The sequence below is a fragment of the Christiangramia gaetbulicola genome (genome assembly GCF_003054225.1).
Classification (GTDB): domain Bacteria; phylum Bacteroidota; class Bacteroidia; order Flavobacteriales; family Flavobacteriaceae; genus Christiangramia; species Christiangramia gaetbulicola.
In genome coordinates this window covers 993484-1013656 of sequence record NZ_QBKQ01000001.1, presented here as the reverse complement: position 1 = coordinate 1013656, position 20173 = coordinate 993484, and the positions used below count along the sequence as shown (strand labels likewise).

Below are 20173 nucleotides of genomic sequence, written 5' to 3'. Positions count from 1 at the left end.
ACAGTTTGTTTTTCAAGGTATAAACCTCAATTTGGCTTCGATATGTTAAGCTTTGTAACCGGTATCTTCGATAAGGTTCTTTCCTTTAGAGGCGATCACCGCTAAAGTGTCGCAGCGTTCGTTTTGGGGATGGTCATTATGGCCTTTAATCCATTGAAATTTCACCTTGTGCCTGCGGTATACTTTTAAGAAGGCTTTCCAGAGATCGGTATTCTTACGGTTTACAAAATTCTTTTTTTCCCATCCAAAGATCCAGCCCTTGTTCACGGCATCTGCCACATATTTAGAATCGGTAAAGACGGTGGCTTGTGTTCCGGGATTTTTCAGCTTGCTTAGTGCGACGATCACGGCCATTAGCTCCATTCGGTTATTGGTAGTTAGCTTAAAGCCCTGGGCAAATTCTTTTTTATAGGGTTTACCTACCCACTCCATCACGATCCCAAAACCTCCAGGGCCCGGGTTACCTCTTGCTGCACCATCGGTGTAAATGTGAACTTCTGGTGTATGCACTAATTGTTCTTTTCTAGTAGTTGCTGAATTACCTCTGGGAAATGCCTGTATTCCAGTTCATGGATCTTTTCGGCGAGAGTTTCTGCAGTGTCATTTTCATTTACGGGTGTGGTAGCCTGGAAAATGGTCTGGCCTTCATCGTATTTTTCGTTCACATAATGAATAGTGATCCCGCTTTCTTTTTCTTTTGCATCGATCACGCTTTCATGAACTTTTGATCCATACATTCCCTTGCCACCATATTTTGGTAAAAGTGCAGGGTGGATATTTATGATCTTATTCGGAAATGCCTTTATGATATTAGTAGGGAACAACCATAGAAATCCGGCCAGGACAATCAGGTCTGGATCCATATCCTTCAGGATATTCAATACATCATGGGAATTATAGAGGGCGTCCTTATCAAATAAAAGAGCTTTGACGTTTAGATCATGTGCTCTTTTTAATGCACCGGCAGATCTGCGATTAGAAAGTACAGCGGTAACTTCGGCATTTCTGGATTTCTGAAAGAATTTGATGATATTTTCGGCATTGGTGCCAGAACCTGAAGCAAAAATTACAATCTTGCTGGTTTTAGCATTCTCTTTGTGGCTCAAAATAAGGTTGTTAACATTTAATTGGATGTAAAATTAAAGGCTTTCAATGAATTTTATGTAAATTACCATCACATTTTTAGAGGAAAAATCGGTTTTAAAATAAAGTTTTTTATTTTTGCCACCTAATCAAAATTAAAATAAAAAATTATGTCAGACATTGCATCAAGAGTAAAAGCTATTATCGTTGACAAATTGGGTGTTGACGAGAATGAAGTTGTAAACGAAGCCAGCTTCACCAACGACTTGGGTGCTGATTCACTAGACACAGTAGAATTGATCATGGAATTTGAGAAGGAATTTGATATCCAGATCCCAGACGATCAGGCAGAGAATATCGCTACTGTAGGTCAGGCAGTTTCATATATCGAAGACGCTAAGAAATAAAATCGACACACCATATGGAGTTAAAGCGAGTAGTAGTTACAGGCCTTGGTGCCTTAACCCCAATTGGTAACAATTTAGAGGAATATTGGGATGGGCTTATTAATGGTAGAAGTGGTAGCGCGCCTATCACTTATTTTGATACCGAAAAGTTCAAGACTAAATTCGCTTGCGAACTCAAAAACTTTGATCCGCTAGATCATTTTGATCGAAAGGAAGCCCGAAAACTCGATAGATTTGCTCAGTATGCGATGGTATCTGCAGATGAAGCGATCCTCGACTCGGGGTTAGATCTTGATACGGTAGACAAATATCGCGTTGGCGTTATCTGGGGTGCCGGTATCGGAGGTCTGGAAACTTTCCAGAACGAAGTGATCAATTACGCGGAAGGAGACGGCTCTCCAAGATTCAATCCTTTCTTTATTCCTAAAATGATCGCAGATATTGCCCCTGGTAATATTTCGATCAAGCATGGGTTTATGGGAGCAAATTATACCACGGTATCGGCTTGCGCCTCTTCGGCGAATGCCATGATAGATGCCCTGAACAATATACGTTTGGGATATAGTGATGTAATTGTTTCCGGAGGATCTGAGGCAGCTGTTACTATAGCAGGAATGGGTGGATTTAACGCAATGCATGCCCTTTCTACTAGAAATGACAGCCCCGAAACTGCATCAAGACCATTTGATGCGACCAGAGACGGATTCGTTCTTGGTGAAGGTGCAGGTGCGCTTATATTAGAAGAATATGAGCACGCTAAGGCCAGAGGAGCAAAGATCTATGCAGAGGTACTTGGTGGTGGATTGTCATCTGATGCTTATCATATGACCGCTCCACATCCTGAGGGTGATGGAGTTGTTGCGGTTATGAAAAACTGCCTTAAGAATGCTGGTTTAAAGCCGGAAGATGTTGATGCCATTAATACACATGGAACTTCCACTCCTCTTGGAGATGTTGCCGAACTAAAGGCAATTACCAAGGTTTTTGGGGATCATGCGAAGAATATTAATATCAACTCTACCAAGTCTATGACCGGGCATTTACTAGGGGCGGCTGGGGCAATAGAAGCTATTGCAGCTATTCTTTCCATGAAACATGGAATTGTTCCTCCAACCATTAATCATGAGAACATAGACGAGAACATCGATCCTGAGCTAAACCTTACTTTAAATAAGGCTCAGAAACGAGACGTTAACATCGTGATGAGCAATACCTTTGGTTTTGGAGGTCATAATGCCTGCGTGGTGTTTAAAAAACTTGACGAATAAACCATGAGCGTTATTCGTAACATATTAAATTCCCGTTCTTCACAAGGCGGGAATTTTTTTAATATACTTACTCAAATACTCGGTTTCAAACCGAAATCTCTTACCCACTATAAAAAAGCCTTTACTCACCGCTCTCTTAACCGAAAGGATGAGGAAGGAAATGCTATCAACTTTGAGCGAATGGAATTCCTTGGTGACGCTATGCTTAGTGCTGTTGTTGCCTCGCACTTGTTCAAGGCCGTTCCCGGAGGAAATGAAGGGTATCTTACTAAAATGAGATCCAAGGTAGTTAGCCGGAAGCATTTAAATGAACTCGGAAAAGATCTTGGACTTATTAATCACGTTCAAACCAATATTCCTAAGGATCAATTTGGAGTGAACATCCATGGAAATCTTTTTGAAGCTTTGGTCGGGGCGATTTATCTCGACCGCGGATACAAATACTGTAAGCGCTTTATCTACGAACGGGTGATAGACCCTTATGTTGATATTGAGCAGCTGGAAGGAAAGGTTATTAGTTATAAGAGTCTTGTAATCGAATGGTGCCAGAAAGAAAAGAAGGAATTCGATTATGAAGTTTATGAAGATACCGGCAATGATGAACTTAAGCATTTTGCGGTAAAATTGCGAATTAATCAAAGGGTGGTGGCAAAAGCCAGGGCTACTTCTAAAAAGAAAGCCGAAGAAAAAGCTTCTAAGAGAGCCTATTATGCGCTTCAAAATAAAATAGAATAATTTTTAACGAATTGTCGTAAACTATAACGTTTTCGTAAAAAATTATGAATTTTAACCCCTTAAAATCTTCATTTTGTTAATCAAATAGTATCTTTAGCCTTTAAGTTTAAGTTTATGCAATCGCATAAAATGCTACTGGAAGTTGAAGATGAATATTTCTTTTTGATTGGAATATATTCCTCCCTTGAGGGATATAAGATGGCTTATTTTCTAAATAAGCATCTTAAGATCAAACTCGAAAGAGAACGAAGAGATATAGATTTCAATCATTCAGAATATGATGCTTTATACGCGTTGTATTCGCACAAAGACCCAAATTCATATTATCGTCTTGACCTTGTTTCAAATAAATTCAAGGGTGAACCAAAAAGAATTCTAAGCTCGGGATCACTATTTGAAGAAGAAGAATTAAGCCCTCAGGAAGTGTACCTGATACCGGAATACAATAAGGTGGATTACTTCCTCAAAATAAGTGAAGAGATTCAGCCTAAAGAGTTTACAAAGGTGCTTAATAAGATCGGGCAGATTCCAGGAGTACAGGCTGCTTATGCTATTGACGTAGATAAACTAAAATCCAAACAAAATCTAATATTCGAATAATGCCTACCAACAAGAAAACAAAAATAGTCGCTACGCTGGGCCCTGCAACCAGTAGTAAAGATGTCTTAAGAAAAATGTTGCAGGAAGGTGTAAATGTTTTTCGTATCAATTTCTCTCATGCAGACTACGAGGATGTAAAGGAGAGAATCCAGATGATACGTGAACTTAATGATGAACACGGTTTTAATGCAGCTATCCTTGGTGACCTACAGGGTCCGAAACTAAGGGTTGGGGTGATGAAAGAAGAGGTCGTGGTGAACGAAGGCGATCAGATTGTTTTCGCTACCGGAGAGGAATTCAAAGGAACGGCCGAGAGAGTTTACATGAATTATGACTCTTTTCCAAAAGATGTAAAAGCCGGCGAAAGGATTTTGCTGGATGATGGTAAACTTATCTTTGAGGTAGTAAGCACCAACAAAAAGAACGAAGTAAAAACAAAGGTTATCCAGGGAGGACCACTTAAATCTAAAAAAGGGGTAAACCTGCCAAATACCAATATCTCTTTACCTGCCTTGACAGAAAAGGATGTAAAGGATGCGATTTTCGCCTGCGAAATTGGGGTAGACTGGATGGCACTTTCTTTTGTAAGACATGCTGAAGATCTTATGGAACTTCAGGAGTTGATAAAGAAACATTCAAAATACAAGATCCCGATCGTAGCTAAAATTGAAAAGCCTGAAGGGGTGGCCAATATCGATAAGATCGTGGCTTACTGCGACGGACTTATGGTGGCACGTGGAGATCTTGGCGTGGAAATTCCTGCTCAGGAAGTACCATTGATTCAGAAGAAACTGGTTCTTACTGCTAAAAAAGCGAGAATACCGGTTATCATCGCAACACAGATGATGGAAACCATGATCACCAGCCTTACTCCAACCAGGGCAGAGGTGAATGACGTGGCTAACTCGGTAATGGATGGTGCAGATGCAGTAATGTTATCTGGAGAGACCTCAGTAGGGCAGTACCCGGTTCAGGTGATCCAGAAAATGGCCCAGATCCTGCATAGTGTAGAGAATTCACCATTGATCAAGGTTCCGCATGAACCACCACACGTAAGAACAAAAAGATATATTACCAAGGCGGTTTGTTTTCACGCCGCGCATATGGCTAATGAGATCAAGGCAAAAGCGATCTGTACTTTGACCAATAGTGGTTATACAGCTTTCCAGATCTCAGCCTGGAGACCCGAAGCTCATATCTTAGTATTTACTTCGAATAGAAGGATATTAAATCAATTGAGTCTGCTTTGGGGTGTTAAAGCGTTCTATTACGATAAATTCGTAAGCACAGATGAAACCATAGATGATATTAACGATATCGCTAAAAAAGACAAATTCGTAGAGACAGGTGATTTTACGATCAACCTGGCCGCCATGCCAATTACCGCTAAAGGAATGGTGAATACGCTAAGAGTTTCTGAGATAGAATAGATTTATTTCGAAAATTATAAAAGCCACGAATGCACAACCTATCATTGTATTCGTGGCTTTTTTTATCCAATTAGTTCAGCTGTGATTTTAATGCCGATGGCATTTTAGAATTTAAATTTTAATTGAACTGAGATCTCTTTTTTCTCTTCTTTGGGATCATCTTTCTCAGTATTCAGATTCGATAAACTGATGCCTAATAAGCGTACCGAATTCTTCATTTTTTCCTGATAAAGCAACTCTTTGGCGATCTCGAGAATGAGTTCTTTGCTGGAAATAAAATAACTGATCGTCTTACTGCGGGTTTGCTGAGTGAAATCGCTGTATTTTATCTTTAAGGTGACCGTTTTGCCAGCCACTTTGCTTTTGTTGAGTCTGCGTTCAATTTCTTCAGCGATGTTCTCCAGCCGTTCCAGCATGAATATTTCAGAAGATATGTTCTCATTAAAGGTTCTTTCGGCACCCAGGGATTTTCTTATTCTATGCGGTTTTACTTCGCTAAGATGTATCCCTCGAACCACATTATAGAAATGAGCCCCGCTCTTTCCAAAATGCTCGGTAAGATACTCTTCGGTTTTAAGTTTAAGATCTTTTCCGGTGAAAATTCCCAGGCGATACATCTTTTCTGCGGTTACCTTTCCCACGCCGTAGAATTTTCTAATATCAAGATCTTCCAGGAATTGAAGTACTTCTTCCGGCGGAACGGTTTTCTGCCCATTGGGTTTATTTACATCGCTGGCAACTTTCGCGATGAACTTATTAATAGAGATCCCTGCGGAAGCATTTAAACCCGTTTTTTCCTTGATGCGATTTCTTATTTGTTTTGCGATAAGAGTGGCGCTGGGCAGACCTTTTTTGTTTTCGGTCACATCCAGGTAAGCCTCATCCAGGGAAAGTGGTTCCACAAGGTCTGTATATTCAAAAAACACCTCCCGTATCTGTCCGGATATCTCTTTATATCTTTCAAAACGGGGTTTTACGAAAATGAGATCGGGACAGTTCCTTTTAGCAATAACACTGCTCATGGCACTTCTGACTCCAAATTTTCTCGCCTCATAGCTGGCTGCGCTCACCACGCCACGTTGTGAACTACCACCAACGGCCACTGGTTTTCCCTGAAGTTCGGGGTTGTCCAGTTGCTCTACCGAGGCATAAAAAGCATCCATATCTATATGGATTATTTTACGAAGTTTCTCCACAGGGTAAATTTAGTGAAACTACAGCGCAGCAAGCTAAAGACGAGACGGAATACTTATTTTTACCTATCTCGACTTTAGGAGAGTTTTTCTGTTTTAAGTTTACAAAGATTCTTCACTACGCTATCGCTTCGCTCTGAATGACAGAAGATGTCATTCCGACCAAAGGGAGGAATCTCTCTCTTCAAAATAGTACTGCTTATAAATTTCCGCAAGCAAAAAGTGAGTTTGAAATGGTTGGTTTTGCTTATCTGTCATTATTCTCAATAGGCCTTCGAATAGATGTAGCGAACATTTAATTTCTTGGCCATATAACTTATCTTTATATAGTAATTTGCAGCAATGAAACAAAAAACAGCGATAATTCTAGGGGCCACCGGTTTAACCGGAGGGATCCTTCTGGATAAATTACTGGAAGACGAAAGGTATCATAAAATACTGGTGTTTACCCGGAATCATGTACGCCAGAAACATGAAAAAATAGAAGAATACCTTATCGATCTATTTGAACTGGACCAGTTCCAGGAACTTTTTAAAGCAGATGAGGTGTATTGTTGTGTTGGTACCACCAAGCAAAAAACACCAGATAAGGAGATCTATAGAAAAGTGGATTTTTGCATACCGGCAACCGCAGCAAAACTCTCAAAAAAGAACCAGATCAAAACCTTCCAGGTGATCTCTGCCATGGGTGCAGATGAACATAGCCGAATTTTTTACAACCGGGTTAAGGGAGAGATGGAAGGCGCTGTACTCGAGCAAAAGATCTCGAATACGTATATACTCCAACCGGCACTTATTGGGGGAGAACGCGAAGAAAGCAGGTTTTTTGAATCTGTTTTCAAAAAGATCATGAGCGTGGGAGACCATTTGCTGGTGGGAAGTTTGAAAAAGTACCGATCTATACATCCGTCGACTATTGCAGATGCTATGATCCACCTGGCCAATAACGAATATCGCAGTGGAATCATTCAGAATGATGAGATCAAAAATATAGCAGAGAAAGAAAAGAAATAGAATGACAGAGATAGAAAGGAAGTTTTTAGTGAGTTCTAATGACTTCAAAGAAGAAGCCTCTAAAAAGACATTATTCATCCAGGCTTATTTGAATACAGATCCAGAAAGAACCATTAGAATCAGGATCACAGATGATAAGGCTTTTATGACCATCAAGGGGAAATCATCTGAAAATGGTTTGAGCAGGTTTGAATGGGAAAAGGAAATTCCGCTAGCAGAAGCCAAAGAACTTTTGAAAATATGTGAACCCGGTAAGATCGAAAAATACAGGTATCATATTAACCATGGGGATCATGTATATGAAGTTGATGAATTCCTGGAAGATAACCATGGCCTGGTCCTGGCCGAGGTAGAACTTGAGCATGAAGAAGAGGAATTTAAAAAACCGGAATGGCTGGGTAAGGAAGTGACCGGTAACCTGGATTATTATAATTCGAATTTAATTAGCAATCCTTATAAGAACTGGAAATGAAAAAATCACTTTTATATATTTTTTTGAGCCTGGGCATACTAGCCTGTGATAATGTCCAGAAGGAGAATGTGTCAGAAAAAGAGAAAACCGGAACTGAAAAAGATAGTGTCAAAGCACAGGATATGGCCTCTATCGAAGCGCAATTAAAAAAAGATGGATATCAGACTTTTAGTTATAAAGAAGGGGATACCACCTATTTAATGCAGCAATATTATATGGTATTTTTAAAGTCGGGACCAACCCGTAGTCAGGACTCTACCGAGGCAGCCGAACTTCAGAAAAGGCACCTGGCGCATCTTGAACGCATGGCTAACGAAGGCTACACCAGCTTAACCGGGCCCATGGGCGATAATGGAGACATACGCGGGATAGTGGTTTTTAACACGGCTACTCAAAAAGAGGCCGATAGTTTGGCAAATCTTGATCCTATGGTAAAAGCAGGGAGACTCGTTGTTGAGGTTCATCCCTGGTGGGCCGCCAAAGGAGGTAAATTGAAATAATATGGAAAATATCAATGTTTTACCGGAGTTAAAATATGTAGGCAACGAAAAGAAAAAGCTCACGCTGCATCTTTTTTTCCAGATCCTTGGGAAGGTGAGAATGTGTTTTATGCCCCGGAAAAATCATTGGTGGTACATTACCTTATATGTGAATGAGAAGGGTTTTACGACCGGGCCTATACCCATCGAGGATGGATTTGAATCCTTTTCCCTAACCCTAAATATTCTCGAAAACAAACTTGATATTTTTAAAAGTACGGGTGAGATAAGATCCTTCAGGCTGGAAAAAGGCTTAAGTGTTTCCGATTTTTATAATTATTTGCTCAGCACTCTTAAAGAACTTGATATCAATGTAAAGATCAATGGTAAACCTTTCGATTTGAATATCGACAAGAGGTTTTCTGAAATTACCGAGTATCATCATTATAATAAAGAATATGTAACTGCCTACTGGAAGATCTTTTTATGGGTTAGTTCAGTTTTTAAGGAATTCAGCGGAAGGTTTTATGGAAAGACCTGTCCGGTTCATTTGTACTGGCATTCCATGGACCTTGCGGTAACCCGTTTTTCCGGAAAAAAAGCACCTGCGATGCCGGCAGAAGCGAGAACCTCAGATAAAGATGCCTATAGTCACGAGTGTATCAGCTTTGGATTCTGGGCGGGTGATGATAATGTACAGGAACCGGCATTCTATTCATATACCTTTCCTGCGCCTGAAAATTTAGACAATCAGCCACTAGAACCTGGGAATGCGAACTGGATCATGAATAACGGCAGCCCGATGGCTGTTTTAACCTATGCAGATCTTAAAGAAAAAGATAATCCCAGAAAAATATTGCTAGAATTTCTGGAGAGTGCATACCAGGCGGGCGCTTCCCTGGCCGGTTGGGATATAGAAAATTTTAAGGTTCCTCCGCTAAAAGAACTTTAGAGCGAAGTGATCTTATCTACAATGACATGTTTTGGTAAAACGCCAGATTCACGCCATAACTGTTTACCATCTTTAAAGATCATCATCGTTGGAACTCCTCTTACCTGGTACTTTGCAGCCAGAGATTGATTCTTATCCACATTTATCTTCACGATCTTCACTTTTTCTCCTAATTCAGACTTTACTTCTTTTAAAATAGGAGCGAGCGTTTTACATGGGCCGCACCAATCGGCATAGAAATCTATAAGGACCGGAGTATCACTTTTGATTATTTCGCTGAAACTACTTTTCATGATCTTTAATTTACTGAAATTTAAAAAATCCCGGGAATTAATACAGCCAATACATGGTTAAAAAGTGCCTACAATCCCAACCCTGCCAAGGCCAACGTGCATTTTCCAGCTGATCGTTTTTTCTTTTTCTACGCCATAATCGCGCTCGGTACTTAGATATTTGTCTATGGTATCTACTACGGCTACGCTCAGGGCCAGGCTTAGCCCAACATCGGTAAGCCAGTGGGCACCGTCCCAAAGCCGGGATACTGGGGCGATAAGACCAACACCCATAAGTCCTGCTTTTATAAATGGACTTTCAAACTGCTTAGATAAGGCATACATAGTAGTAAAAGAAAGGATGGTATGCCCAGAAGGAAATGAATGATAAGTCCCTTCTTTACTGAATGGCTTGAAGCTGGCCTTTCCCTCTTCTGCGGTAGGCCTTGCTCTTCCAACTGCGGTTTTAGAAATAGATTGAATAATTCCGGAAGCTGTAGCAGCAGAGATCATCAAAACCCCTGTCTTTCTTATCTTCTCATTTTTCGTAAATAATCCTACCAGATAAACTGCCCCGGTAATGCCATAATTGTTTTGAGGGCTTCCAAAATACCATCCAAAATCTCGAACTACAGAAGGTGCGTTTTCACCTTGTTTCTTGAAATATTCGCTGGTCTCCTCGTCGAAAATATAAATAGCAGCTGTACCTGCAACAACTGCACTTGCAATCACGATATCATCTTTTTGCCAATGCAAAGGCGCGGTATATGCTTTTTTAAGGCCGCCAAATGCGCTTACACCATCATATTTCATCAAATCCCAGGTAGATGGGAGGCTATCTTTAGGTGTTAACTGCTGGGCGGTAATTCCATTCAGAAATAACACGGATAGAACTAAAATAAAAACAGGGATATTCTTCTTCATAATATTTATTCAAAAATGACCTCAGGCCACGCAAGCCTGAGGTCAGATTCAACCAACAACTAACTAAAATTACAATTTACTGCCATCCGCCTCCAAGGGCTTCATAAAGATCTACCACCGCTTTTAACTGGTTGTATTTAGCATTACTAAGATCTAAACTGGAGTTCAGGGCATTTTCCCTGGCCGTTAATACCTCCAGATAATTGGCAAGCCCGTTATTCAATAATTCTTCTGAATAATCTGTGGCGAGACCATAGGCCTCATATTCCTTTTGTTTTACCTCTATCTTGTTCGTAGCCGCCTGATAGGTGTAAAGCGCATCTGAAACTTCCTTGCTTGCAGTTAAAATGGCTCTTCGGAATTCCAGCCGGGCCTGTTCCTGCTGCGCCTGTGAAACTTCATATTCTGTTCTTATCCTTCTACCATTAAGAATTGGCTGGGCGATTCCTCCAATGATCGTGGCAAATAGCGAATTCGCATCGAAAAGATCTCCTGCCTCTAGAGCCTGTAGCCCTCCTGAAGCAGTTAAAGTCAGCGACGGGTAAAAATTACTTTTGGCGACATTGGTGAGTTCAAAGGCATTCACGAGATCATATTCCGCAGCGATCACATCTGGCCTGTTTCGTAAGAGCTGCACCGGAACACCAATATTGAGTTCTGTGGTGATCTCCTGTTCATCGAGTTCAGAACGTTCTATTTGCATGGGCGCCTCTCCTAAAAGTATAGATAAGGTATTCTCCAGCAGTCTTTCCTCGTTTTGAAGATCTATTAAAATTCCCTGAGCCGTATATAATTGTGCTTCGGTTTGTTTTACCCCAACTTCGGTAAGATTTCCAGCCTCTTTCAGCGCCCTGGTGGTTTCAAGACTGTTCTCCCTGGTGTCAATGGTTTCCTTAGTGATCCTAATTTGCTCATCCAGGGATAACAACTGGTAATAGGTGGAGGCGATATTTGCGATTAGTCTGGTTTTAACAGCCTGATGCGCCGCGATGCTTTGTAAATAACGGGCATCGAATGCGCGTTTCTGGCTCCTGATCTTTCCCCAGATATCGGCCTCCCAGGAGAGGTCTGCATTAATTTGATATTGATTTACAGAGCTAAAAAAGCTTCCGAACTGGCCATTCTGGGACAATTCCTGGTGAGTATAAGTCCCATTACCACTTATGGTTGGCAAATATCCGGCCTTACCTTGTTTTACGTAGGCTTCAGCAGCAATTATCTGTTGCATGGCCACCCTAATATCGATATTATTCTCCAGCCCTTTGTTGATATAATCCTGCAGGATTGGATCTGTGAACATTTCGGTCCAGGAAATATTGGCCATATTCAGGCTGTCCTGCTTTATATTATCTGTTCGGTAATATTCTTCCTCTACAACTTCTGGCTGGTCGTATTCTTTTGCTACAAAACACGACTGTAGGCTTAAAAGACCCACACCAGCAATAAGGAATTTGATATTATATATTCGTTTCATCTTAAATGATACTTTTCTTAATTATTGGTTTTCTACTGCTGCCGGTTTCTTTCCAACTTTCTCCTGAAGCCACTGGAAGAGAATGAACAAGATCGGGATCACAAATACTCCGGTGACCGTACCAATCAATAATCCTCCGGCGGCACCGGTACCTATAGAACGGTTTCCTTCAGCACCAACTCCTGTGGCCAGCACCAATGGTAAAAGTCCAAGGATAAAGGCGAATGAGGTCATTAAAATTGGCCTTAGCCTGGCTTTGGCTCCATTAATGGCCGCGTCTGGGATAGACTCACCCTGCCTTCTTCGCTGTATGGCAAATTCCACGATCAGGATCGCATTCTTGGCCAGAAGTCCTATCAGCATGATCAGCGCGATCTGGAAATAGATGTTATTCTCTAGTCCGGCAAATTTTGTGGTGATATAGGCACCAAAAACTCCTAGCGGAAGTGAAAGCAATACCGAAAATGGTAATAAATAGCTTTCATATTGCGCTGCCAGCAGGAAGTACACGAACAGGATAGACAATAAGAATATCGTAGTGGTCTGGTTACCCGCATTTACTTCTTCCCTGGTCAAACCTGAATAAGCTGTGCTATAATTTTCAGGCAGTGTAGACGAAACCTCTTCTATGGCCGCGATCGCATCTCCAGAACTATATCCCGGATTTGTTGCTCCGGAAAGTTTGGTGGAATTAAAAAGGTTGAACCTGGTCACAGATTGTGGCCCATAAACCCTTTTAAGACTAACAAACTGGGTAATTGGAGCCATTTCTCCTGAATCTGTTCTTACGTAAAGTTTATTCAGATCGCTTTTATCAGCCCTATCCTGCGGTAGCGCCTGTACATAAACTCGATATTGTTTACCGAATTTTGTAAAATCTGCGGCATAAATTCCACCGATATAACCCTGCAAGGTCGTGAAGATCTCTCTTGTGGTTACACCTTTTTCCTTCGCCAGCGGCACATTCAGCATCAATTCATATTGCGGGTAATTGGTGTTGAATGAGGACTGGGCATATTGGATCTCTGGTCTCTGACTCAACTTCTGAATGAATTCCTGGTTGGCTGCATCAAGTTCGTCAAAACTAGAACCTGACCTGTCCAAGAGGTTCACCTCAAATCCAGAGGAGTTACCAAATCCTGGAATACTCGGTGGTGCGAAAAAGATAATATTCGCTTCGGGCATGGTAGCCGCGATCCCGAACAGTTTTCCAGTAATGGCTTCAACCGAAAGTTCATCGGATTCTCTCTGATCCCAGTCATCCAGCTTGATAAATCCAAGCCCATAGTTACTACCGGCACCATTGATCAAACTTCTCCCTGAAATCACCGATACGCCTTCAACACCTTCAAGGCTATTGATCTTATCGTATAATTTATCATTTACTTCCTGGGTACGATCTATAGAAGCCCCGGCAGGAAGTTCAACATTCACGAAAATAAGCCCACGATCTTCATCTGGCACAAAACCGGAAGGAGTGGTACTGGATGACCACCAGATCCCGGCAACGGCAAGAATCAGAATAACCGCGGTGATCCATTTGTTCTTATATAAATAACTTAAAGATCTACCGTAGCGGTGGATAGTGGCATTGAATCCTTTATTAAAGGCATCATAGAATCTTTGCAAATAGGTCTTTTTAGACCTGTCTTTTTCGTCATGGGTTTTCAGGAAAAGCGCACATAATGCCGGGCTTAAAGTAAGCGCATTAATTGCTGAAATTCCTATCGCCACGATAAGGGTGATCCCAAATTGTTCGTAGAAAACTCCGGTTGGTCCTTTAATGAAGGTCACCGGTATAAATACTGCTGCCATCACCAGGGTAATGGAAACAATAGCTCCGGAAATTTCATGCATGGCGTCTACCGTCGCTTTTTTGGCACTTTTGGCTCCATCGTCCAGTTTGGAGTGTACGGCTTCCACCACCACGATCGCATCATCTACCACAATACCAATAGCGAGCACCAGAGCGAAAAGCGTTAGTAAATTGATGGAATAACCAAATAAGTTCAGGAAGAAAAAAGTACCTACAATAGACACGGGTACGGCAATCGCCGGAATAAGGGTAGACCTGAAATCCTGCAGGAAGATGAATACCACCAGGAAAACCAGTATAAATGCCTCGATCAATGTGTGCACCACTTTGCTGATGGATGCATTAAGGAACTCATTAGTGTTATAGGGAACATATAGTTTTAAACCTTCGGGAAGCTCTTTTTCGATGGTCTCGAGGCGATCTTCGATTTCCAGGATAATATCACGGGCATTGGAACCCTTGGTCTGGAAAACTCCCATATTCACCGCGGGAAGGCCTTTTGTTTTTGAATTTCCATTATAGGACTGTGCATCCAGTTCGATCCTGGCCACATCCTTTAAGCGCAGAAATTCACCATTTCCCAGGGCTTTAATAATGATATCACTGTATTGTTCTTCAGAATTATATCTCCCGCTGTACTTGATAGTATAGGAAAAAGCTTCCCCGTTATTCTCCCCCAGAGAACCTGCGGCCGCTTCCAGGCTCTGCTCATTTAAAGCGCCAAGAACGTCTGAAGGTACGAGGTTGTAAGCTGCAAGTTTATCGGGCTGAAGCCAGATTCGCATCGCATAATCCTTTCCTCCAAACACGAGAACGTTACCAACTCCATTCACCCTTTGGATCTCGGGGATGACATTAATTTTCAGGTAATTCTGAATATAAGTATCATCATATTCCTCATTATCACTGTAAACCGAGAAATACATTAAGGCACTGGTCTGCTGCTTCTGGGTGGTAACACCGGTTTGTTTAACCTCTGCCGGGAGCAGGGGATTCGCCCTGGCAACCCTGTTTTGTACGTTCACCGCGGCTATATCTGGATCTACTTCCTGGTCAAAGAAAACAGTGATCTCTGCCGTACCATTATTGGTGGCTGTTGAGGTTATATAGGTCATTCCCTCCACGCCGTTGATCTGCTCCTCGATGGGGATGATCACACTTTCCAGCACCGTTTCTGCATTCGCTCCGGGATAGGAGGTGCTTACCGTGATGGTTGGTGGGGCAATATCTGGATACTGGGTGATGGGTAAGTTTAGAAGTCCCAGAATCCCAAGTATTACTATGATTATCGAGATCACCGTAGAGAGTACGGGTCTTTCTATAAAAGTCTTTAGCATAATTTTTCTTTTTCAGTATGGCTTATCTGAATACTTGTTCTATAGGTTTGGCGATGCTGTCGAAAGCAACGGGTTGAGGTTTGATCTCGGTATCTGGCCTTAATTTTGCAAGTCCTTTAGCCACGATACTGTCGCCTTTTTTAACTCCAGACTTTACCACGTAAAGGTTGTCAATGCTTGCAAGGACTTCAATTACCGATGTATTCACCTTGTTATTTTCACCTAGTTTATAAACCAGGATCTTGCCCTGTTTTTCATAGGTGGCTTCCTGAGGCACTACTACGGCGTTTTCGTAAATTTTCGGGATGCGGATCTTACCGCTGTTGCCATTGGTAAGTAACCTGGAAGGATTATCAAATACAGCTCTAAAGGAGATAGAACCGGTATTGGCATTCACCTGGGAATTGATGGTCTCAATGGTTCCTTCTTCCTTGTAAATATTTCCGTTCGCAAGTTCGAGTTCAACTTTGGGCATATTTTCGATCTTATCTTCCACCGTTTCTCCTTCATTATTCTGAAGAAAATTCAGGTAATCTACTTCACTCAGCGAAAAATAGGCATATACCTTACTAATGTCGCTAACTGTGGTTAAGGGCGCCTGACTTGTTGGACTTACCAGGGCACCTTCTCTTAATCGAATGGCCCCAACATATCCATCTACAGGGCTTTTGATATTCGCATAGCCAATATTAGCCGTAATACTGTTGTAATTGCTTTTCGCCTGCTGAAGTTTTGCCTTGGCTGTTTCCAGCTGTACCTCGCTAATAATATCCTTTTCTACCAGAGGCTTTAGCTTATCAACTTCAACCTGGGCGGCATTTACATTTGCTTTGGCCGCTTCGGCATCCTGATTCAGGGATTGAGTTTCCAGTCTGAACAAGACCTGTCCTTTATTTACTTTTTCACCTTCATCTACCAGAACATCGGTGATGTAACCGCTTACTTTAGCTCGAACCTCACTGTTCACCATTCCTTCGATACTCACGGGATAAGTGGTATAGCCGGTTAACGTTTTTGTAGGTACTTCGGTTACGGGATAAGGCATGGCTTGTTTCGCCGGTGCTGCATTCGCTTTAGAATTCTGGTCACCTCCACAGGAAACCAGGCTAAGTGCTCCCGCCAGTACAGCTATATATTTAATTGCTTTTTTCATGATCTTATATTCAGATTATTCAGGGGATTATTCTATAGTGATTTTGCTCATTTGTTCTATGGTAGTCTCAAGATTCTTTTTCTGAGCAATAAGATATTCTTTGTACAGAAGCGCTACTCCACCGGTCTTTTCAAATTTCTCTTTGTTGAATTCGGCATTGAAATCATGGATCTTCTCTATTAACCGAATGTCTTCCTTGACCTGTTCCAACTGGTCCAGAAGGTTGTTCTTAAGATAGGTTCTACTGGAACGGAAATATCTTCTGCGGTCTCCGGTCTTAGTAAAATACTCCACTTTATTGGTTTGCATCAAGAGATTAAGCTGGGTAGAGACCGAACTTTTACTGGCTCCCGTAATCGAGATGATCTCATCGAAAGTATGCCCGTCATTGGGACACAGGATCATGATCACGTAGATCCTGGCGGCCAGGGGAGCGAGATTGTGCACTTTTTCAAAATGAACACCTATCTCTTCGATCAATTTCTGTTTTTCTGGTGAACAGCAGTTCATATCAGGTATTTTAAATATTGAGGCTGCAAATATACAATTGGTTCGGAATTAACCGAACTAATCAAACCCTAAAAATTAGTTAAACCTGATCAGGCTGAAAAACGGAAATTTTTTTAAAAAAGGAATCTGGAACTCAAGTCTGGTTTATCTTGTTTTAAGAATATCCAGGTCGGTAGATTTTATAACATAACCCAGTCTAACCATACTGGTGTAACGGTTGTAATCGATAAGGCTTTCGGCATAACCCGCGAACCATTCCAGCATGAGATACTGGTTGCCCGAATTATTAAATAGCTTGTAATAAAGTTTGGCACCCAAAGATCCTTTCCAGTCCTCCAGGCCTTTTCTTAAAGTTACCTCCCCGATAAAACGATTAGAAAAAAAGGTTTGCTCTACTTTTACCTCGCCAAGACCAACATAATCCAGAAGATCTGGATGCGGATCTTTATAGGCAAATGGGATCCAGGCTTTCACGCTAAGAGTTGTTCTTCTGCCTAATGGTGTATGAAAGGCTCCGCTAACTCGATTCCAGCTCCGACTTTCTTCTCCTGCTCTACCGTTGGATTCATGTTCCATTTTTAATTCGGCAAGACCAAATATGTATCCGTCCTTATTAAAAAGTGGTTTTCCCAGGCCAATCGCGGGGTTAAAATTGATCTCTTCAAAGGGACTGGATCTTCTATATACATCCCAGAAGGCTTTTTGCGTATAGCTTACAAAAAGGTAGCTATTTAAAGGTAAAGTGGTTCTGGTAACCAGTTGTTTAAAACTGATCTGGTATTTAATATCAGAATTATCTTTTGAGGCCGTTTTATTGGTTGGAATACCGCTAATTAAAAAGTTATCATGATAACTGGAAAATGAGGGCATGGTCTGGATTGTATCATAAATCTCCTGCCTGGTGAGACGCTGGCCCAGGATATCTAACGGGCTGAAAAAAGCCCAAATTAAAAAGCAGTAATAGGTCAATCGCTTCATGATCTGTTTTTTAGGCCTGTATCACTGAAAGATTTTCAGTCGCAAAGATACTTTTAACTTTTTAGGAAAACTATTAAGTTACTGGCAGATGCAAGTCAAACAAAACATAAAAAAAGCTCCATAGGTATGGAGCTTAGGTTGTTTGGTATTGTGGGAATCTTATTCCATATCTTCATTTTCTTTATATAAGCCAATGGTAAGTTCTCCTTCTTTGTTCATGGCAGCGCGATACATTCCCGCAGTATTGAATTCCATAGCTACGTTCCCCTCATGATCTATGGCAATGATACCACCATTACCACCCATAGCGGGAACTTTTTCCTGGATCACTTCCCGGGCTGCTTCCTGAAGACTAGCTCCTTTGTATTCCATCATGGCTGAAATATCATAAGCCACCACGCCTCTTATAAAGAACTCTCCCCAGCCCGTGCTTGATACCGCACAGGTCTTATTATTGGCATAAGTTCCTGCACCAATAACAGGAGCATCTCCAATTCGATTATATTTCTTATTGGTCATTCCGCCAGTAGAGGTTCCGGCAGCGATATTCCCATTCTTGTCAAGGGCTGCGCAACCTACGGTCCCAAACTTTTCATCTTTTATGAATGGATCATAAAAAGCAGTTTTATTGTTCTTTTCTTTTTCACGTTCCCTGGCTCTTTCCATAGACCTGAAACGTTTTTCGGTATAGAAATATTCGGGATCTACGATCTCCAGTCCCTGTTCTTTTGCGAATTGCTCGGCACCTTTCCCGGAAAGCATCACGTGTTCTGAATTCACCATCACCTCATAGGCCAGGTTGATAGGGTTTTTCACATTGGTCACTCCGGCAACGGCCCCGGCATTCAGGGTCTCTCCATCCATGATCGACGCGTCCAGTTCATTTTTGCCTTCGTTGGTAAAAACAGCTCCTTTGGCAGAATTGAAAAGCGGACTATCTTCCATCACATTAATGGTTCTTTGCACGGCTTCCAGGGCGGTGCCGCCATTGGCGAGGATCTCATGGCCGGTTCTAATCGCTTCTTCAAGTTTCAATTTATAAGCATTTTCAAGTGAATCGCTCATGTTCTCTTTAAGGATGGTTCCGGCGCCCCCGTGAATTACAATTCCGAAATTAGGGATGGAATCTTTCTGTTCTGAGACGGGTTGTTCATTTTCTGCGGAATCCTGAGTGGTTTTATCATTACAACTTATAAAAAGTATCAGGCTGAAGAGGAAAAGGGCTTTTTTCATGTTTTGGGATTAATTTTGGTTGAAATTACTAAAAAATCAAGCTAAAAGTCTTAATCCAAGGCAATTTTGAATGTTTTGCGCCAGCGATAGTAGCGTAAAGCCCGCAGGAGTTTTATAAAAACGACGAGGACTTGCAGTGGATAGCGCGGTGCCCGAATTCCAGGGCAGGCGCCAGGAGAGATATTAAGACTATCCTATGACTTTTCTAAAAAGTAATGTTTAATTTTAGTAAAAAATAGAAAATATGGCAGTTAATGAGCCTTTTAATTTAAATAAATGGATCGAACAGAACCGGGATACTTTGAAACCGCCTGTTGGAAACCGGAATCTCTACAAGGAATCTGGAGATTATATCGTAATGGTGGTTGCAGGGCCTAACACTCGTAAGGACTACCATTATAATGAAACCGAAGAACTTTTTTATCAGCTCGAAGGCAACATTCAAGTTCATATACAGGAAGATGGGAAGAAGCGCACGATGAAGCTAGGGACTGGAGATATGTACCTGCACCCGGCAAAAGTTCCACACTCTCCAGAGAGAGGTGAAAACTCCATTGGGCTGGTGATAGAACGCAAAAGAATTGGCGAGGAAGGCAAGGATGGCTTGATGTGGTTCTGCGATAACTGCAACCATAAATTATACGAAGTGTATTTCCCGCTTCAGGATATTGAGACAGATTTTCTTAAGCATTTCAGGCATTTTTATAATAGCGAAGAATTAAGAACCTGCGATAACTGCGGGGAAGTGATGCCTGTGGATTCCAGATTCACATCTGAGGTGGAATAGAGCTTTATTTTTACTATTTTCGCAACAACTACACAAATTAATCGATAAAAACGCAA

The 20173-nt window shown here is 41.6% G+C and carries 21 protein-coding genes; 10 read left to right on the top strand and 11 right to left on the bottom strand.

Annotation, left to right across the window (positions count from 1 at the left end; translation table 11 throughout):
- Positions 1-45: 45 nt before the first annotated feature.
- Entirely contained in the window at positions 46-510 is a 465-nt protein-coding gene (gene rnhA, locus C8P64_RS04635; protein ID WP_108170858.1) for a ribonuclease HI, read from the bottom strand.
- Positions 510-1106, bottom strand: coding sequence for a phosphoribosylglycinamide formyltransferase (gene purN, locus C8P64_RS04630; protein WP_108170857.1), 597 nt, complete (start codon positions 1104-1106; stop codon positions 510-512). Before purN ends, rnhA begins: the two co-directional genes overlap by 1 nt.
- A gap of 147 nt (positions 1107-1253) precedes the next feature.
- Between purN and C8P64_RS04625 the strand changes: the two genes are divergently transcribed.
- The 5 genes from C8P64_RS04625 (at position 1254) to pyk (ending at position 5523) form a co-directional block, all read left to right on the top strand.
- Positions 1254-1490 (top strand): acyl carrier protein, encoded by a 237-nt coding sequence (locus tag C8P64_RS04625; RefSeq protein WP_011711223.1) that lies wholly within the window; start codon positions 1254-1256, stop codon positions 1488-1490.
- Positions 1491-1504: 14 nt separating this feature from the next.
- On the top strand, positions 1505-2758 hold the full coding sequence (fabF, locus tag C8P64_RS04620) for a beta-ketoacyl-ACP synthase II (protein WP_108170856.1): 1254 nt from the start codon (positions 1505-1507) through the stop codon (positions 2756-2758).
- A gap of 3 nt (positions 2759-2761) precedes the next feature.
- Complete coding sequence (gene rnc / locus C8P64_RS04615) at positions 2762-3493, top strand: ribonuclease III (protein ID WP_108170855.1); 732 nt, start codon at positions 2762-2764, stop codon at positions 3491-3493.
- A 114-nt stretch (positions 3494-3607) separates the two neighbouring features.
- Positions 3608-4093, top strand: a complete 486-nt coding sequence (locus C8P64_RS04610) for an IPExxxVDY family protein (protein ID WP_108170854.1) — start codon at positions 3608-3610, stop codon at positions 4091-4093.
- Positions 4093-5523, top strand: a complete 1431-nt coding sequence (gene pyk / locus C8P64_RS04605; RefSeq protein ID WP_108170853.1) for a pyruvate kinase — start codon at positions 4093-4095, stop codon at positions 5521-5523. Before C8P64_RS04610 ends, pyk begins: the two co-directional genes overlap by 1 nt.
- A 104-nt stretch (positions 5524-5627) precedes the next feature.
- On the opposite strand, the gene dinB is transcribed toward pyk, so the two are convergent.
- Entirely contained in the window at positions 5628-6719 is a 1092-nt protein-coding gene (dinB, locus tag C8P64_RS04600) for a DNA polymerase IV (protein ID WP_108170852.1), read from the bottom strand.
- A gap of 339 nt (positions 6720-7058) precedes the next feature.
- On the opposite strand from dinB, the gene C8P64_RS04595 reads away from it, so the two are divergent.
- The 4 genes from C8P64_RS04595 to C8P64_RS04580 are packed head-to-tail and all read left to right on the top strand — an operon-like array spanning position 7059 to position 9633.
- The gene (locus C8P64_RS04595; RefSeq protein WP_108170851.1) at positions 7059-7730 is read left to right on the top strand and encodes an NAD(P)H-binding protein; all 672 of its coding nucleotides are present in this window, start codon (positions 7059-7061) and stop codon (positions 7728-7730) included.
- A 1-nt stretch (position 7731) separates the two neighbouring features.
- A complete protein-coding gene (locus C8P64_RS04590) occupies positions 7732-8202 on the top strand; it encodes a CYTH domain-containing protein (RefSeq protein WP_108170850.1) in 471 nt (156 codons plus the stop codon).
- Positions 8199-8702, top strand: coding sequence for a YciI family protein (locus C8P64_RS04585; RefSeq protein ID WP_108170849.1), 504 nt, complete (start codon positions 8199-8201; stop codon positions 8700-8702). Before C8P64_RS04590 ends, C8P64_RS04585 begins: the two co-directional genes overlap by 4 nt.
- A gap of 1 nt (position 8703) precedes the next feature.
- On the top strand, positions 8704-9633 hold the full coding sequence (locus tag C8P64_RS04580; RefSeq protein ID WP_108170848.1) for a DUF5996 family protein: 930 nt from the start codon (positions 8704-8706) through the stop codon (positions 9631-9633).
- Here the strand turns inward: C8P64_RS04580 and trxA are convergent.
- From trxA to C8P64_RS04540, 8 genes are all read right to left on the bottom strand, one after another.
- On the bottom strand, positions 9630-9926 hold the full coding sequence (gene trxA, locus C8P64_RS04575) for a thioredoxin (RefSeq protein ID WP_108170847.1): 297 nt from the start codon (positions 9924-9926) through the stop codon (positions 9630-9632). The genes C8P64_RS04580 and trxA overlap by 4 nt on opposite strands.
- A 57-nt stretch (positions 9927-9983) precedes the next feature.
- Positions 9984-10829 (bottom strand): phosphatase PAP2 family protein, encoded by an 846-nt coding sequence (locus tag C8P64_RS04570; protein ID WP_108170846.1) that lies wholly within the window; start codon positions 10827-10829, stop codon positions 9984-9986.
- A gap of 76 nt (positions 10830-10905) precedes the next feature.
- Entirely contained in the window at positions 10906-12303 is a 1398-nt protein-coding gene (locus C8P64_RS04565) for an efflux transporter outer membrane subunit (protein ID WP_108170845.1), read from the bottom strand.
- A 21-nt stretch (positions 12304-12324) separates the two neighbouring features.
- Positions 12325-15456, bottom strand: a complete 3132-nt coding sequence (locus tag C8P64_RS04560) for an efflux RND transporter permease subunit (protein WP_108170844.1) — start codon at positions 15454-15456, stop codon at positions 12325-12327.
- A gap of 22 nt (positions 15457-15478) precedes the next feature.
- On the bottom strand, positions 15479-16609 hold the full coding sequence (locus tag C8P64_RS04555) for an efflux RND transporter periplasmic adaptor subunit (protein WP_108170843.1): 1131 nt from the start codon (positions 16607-16609) through the stop codon (positions 15479-15481).
- Between the two features lie 27 nt (positions 16610-16636).
- Positions 16637-17119: a GbsR/MarR family transcriptional regulator gene (locus C8P64_RS04550; RefSeq protein ID WP_108170842.1), complete on the bottom strand. Its 483-nt coding sequence runs from the start codon at positions 17117-17119 to the stop codon at positions 16637-16639.
- A 144-nt stretch (positions 17120-17263) separates the two neighbouring features.
- Complete coding sequence (locus C8P64_RS04545; protein WP_108170841.1) at positions 17264-18097, bottom strand: phospholipase A; 834 nt, start codon at positions 18095-18097, stop codon at positions 17264-17266.
- A gap of 159 nt (positions 18098-18256) precedes the next feature.
- Positions 18257-19330 (bottom strand): isoaspartyl peptidase/L-asparaginase family protein, encoded by a 1074-nt coding sequence (locus tag C8P64_RS04540; protein WP_108170840.1) that lies wholly within the window; start codon positions 19328-19330, stop codon positions 18257-18259.
- A 244-nt stretch (positions 19331-19574) separates the two neighbouring features.
- On the opposite strand from C8P64_RS04540, the gene C8P64_RS04535 reads away from it, so the two are divergent.
- Complete coding sequence (locus C8P64_RS04535) at positions 19575-20117, top strand: 3-hydroxyanthranilate 3,4-dioxygenase (protein WP_108170839.1); 543 nt, start codon at positions 19575-19577, stop codon at positions 20115-20117.
- Positions 20118-20173 lie beyond the last annotated feature (56 nt).

Excerpts from the sequence above, each read along its gene's own strand:
- C8P64_RS04545 (WP_108170841.1), bottom strand. The coding sequence starts at position 18,097 with ATGAAGCGATTGACCTATTACTGCTTTTTAATTTGGGCTTTTTTCAGC.
- fabF (WP_108170856.1), top strand. The coding sequence starts at position 1,505 with ATGGAGTTAAAGCGAGTAGTAGTTACAGGCCTTGGTGCCTTAACCCCA.
- C8P64_RS04590 (WP_108170850.1), top strand. The coding sequence starts at position 7,732 with ATGACAGAGATAGAAAGGAAGTTTTTAGTGAGTTCTAATGACTTCAAA.
- C8P64_RS04550 (WP_108170842.1), bottom strand. The coding sequence starts at position 17,119 with ATGAACTGCTGTTCACCAGAAAAACAGAAATTGATCGAAGAGATAGGT.
- C8P64_RS04555 (WP_108170843.1), bottom strand. The coding sequence starts at position 16,609 with ATGAAAAAAGCAATTAAATATATAGCTGTACTGGCGGGAGCACTTAGC.
- C8P64_RS04625 (WP_011711223.1), top strand. The coding sequence starts at position 1,254 with ATGTCAGACATTGCATCAAGAGTAAAAGCTATTATCGTTGACAAATTG.
- C8P64_RS04585 (WP_108170849.1), top strand. The coding sequence starts at position 8,199 with ATGAAAAAATCACTTTTATATATTTTTTTGAGCCTGGGCATACTAGCC.
- C8P64_RS04560 (WP_108170844.1), bottom strand. The coding sequence starts at position 15,456 with ATGCTAAAGACTTTTATAGAAAGACCCGTACTCTCTACGGTGATCTCG.
- rnc (WP_108170855.1), top strand. The coding sequence starts at position 2,762 with ATGAGCGTTATTCGTAACATATTAAATTCCCGTTCTTCACAAGGCGGG.
- C8P64_RS04610 (WP_108170854.1), top strand. The coding sequence starts at position 3,608 with ATGCAATCGCATAAAATGCTACTGGAAGTTGAAGATGAATATTTCTTT.
- C8P64_RS04535 (WP_108170839.1), top strand. The coding sequence starts at position 19,575 with ATGGCAGTTAATGAGCCTTTTAATTTAAATAAATGGATCGAACAGAAC.
- pyk (WP_108170853.1), top strand. The coding sequence starts at position 4,093 with ATGCCTACCAACAAGAAAACAAAAATAGTCGCTACGCTGGGCCCTGCA.
- C8P64_RS04595 (WP_108170851.1), top strand. The coding sequence starts at position 7,059 with ATGAAACAAAAAACAGCGATAATTCTAGGGGCCACCGGTTTAACCGGA.
- C8P64_RS04565 (WP_108170845.1), bottom strand. The coding sequence starts at position 12,303 with ATGAAACGAATATATAATATCAAATTCCTTATTGCTGGTGTGGGTCTT.
- C8P64_RS04540 (WP_108170840.1), bottom strand. The coding sequence starts at position 19,330 with ATGAAAAAAGCCCTTTTCCTCTTCAGCCTGATACTTTTTATAAGTTGT.
- trxA (WP_108170847.1), bottom strand. The coding sequence starts at position 9,926 with ATGAAAAGTAGTTTCAGCGAAATAATCAAAAGTGATACTCCGGTCCTT.
- C8P64_RS04580 (WP_108170848.1), top strand. The coding sequence starts at position 8,704 with ATGGAAAATATCAATGTTTTACCGGAGTTAAAATATGTAGGCAACGAA.
- C8P64_RS04570 (WP_108170846.1), bottom strand. The coding sequence starts at position 10,829 with ATGAAGAAGAATATCCCTGTTTTTATTTTAGTTCTATCCGTGTTATTT.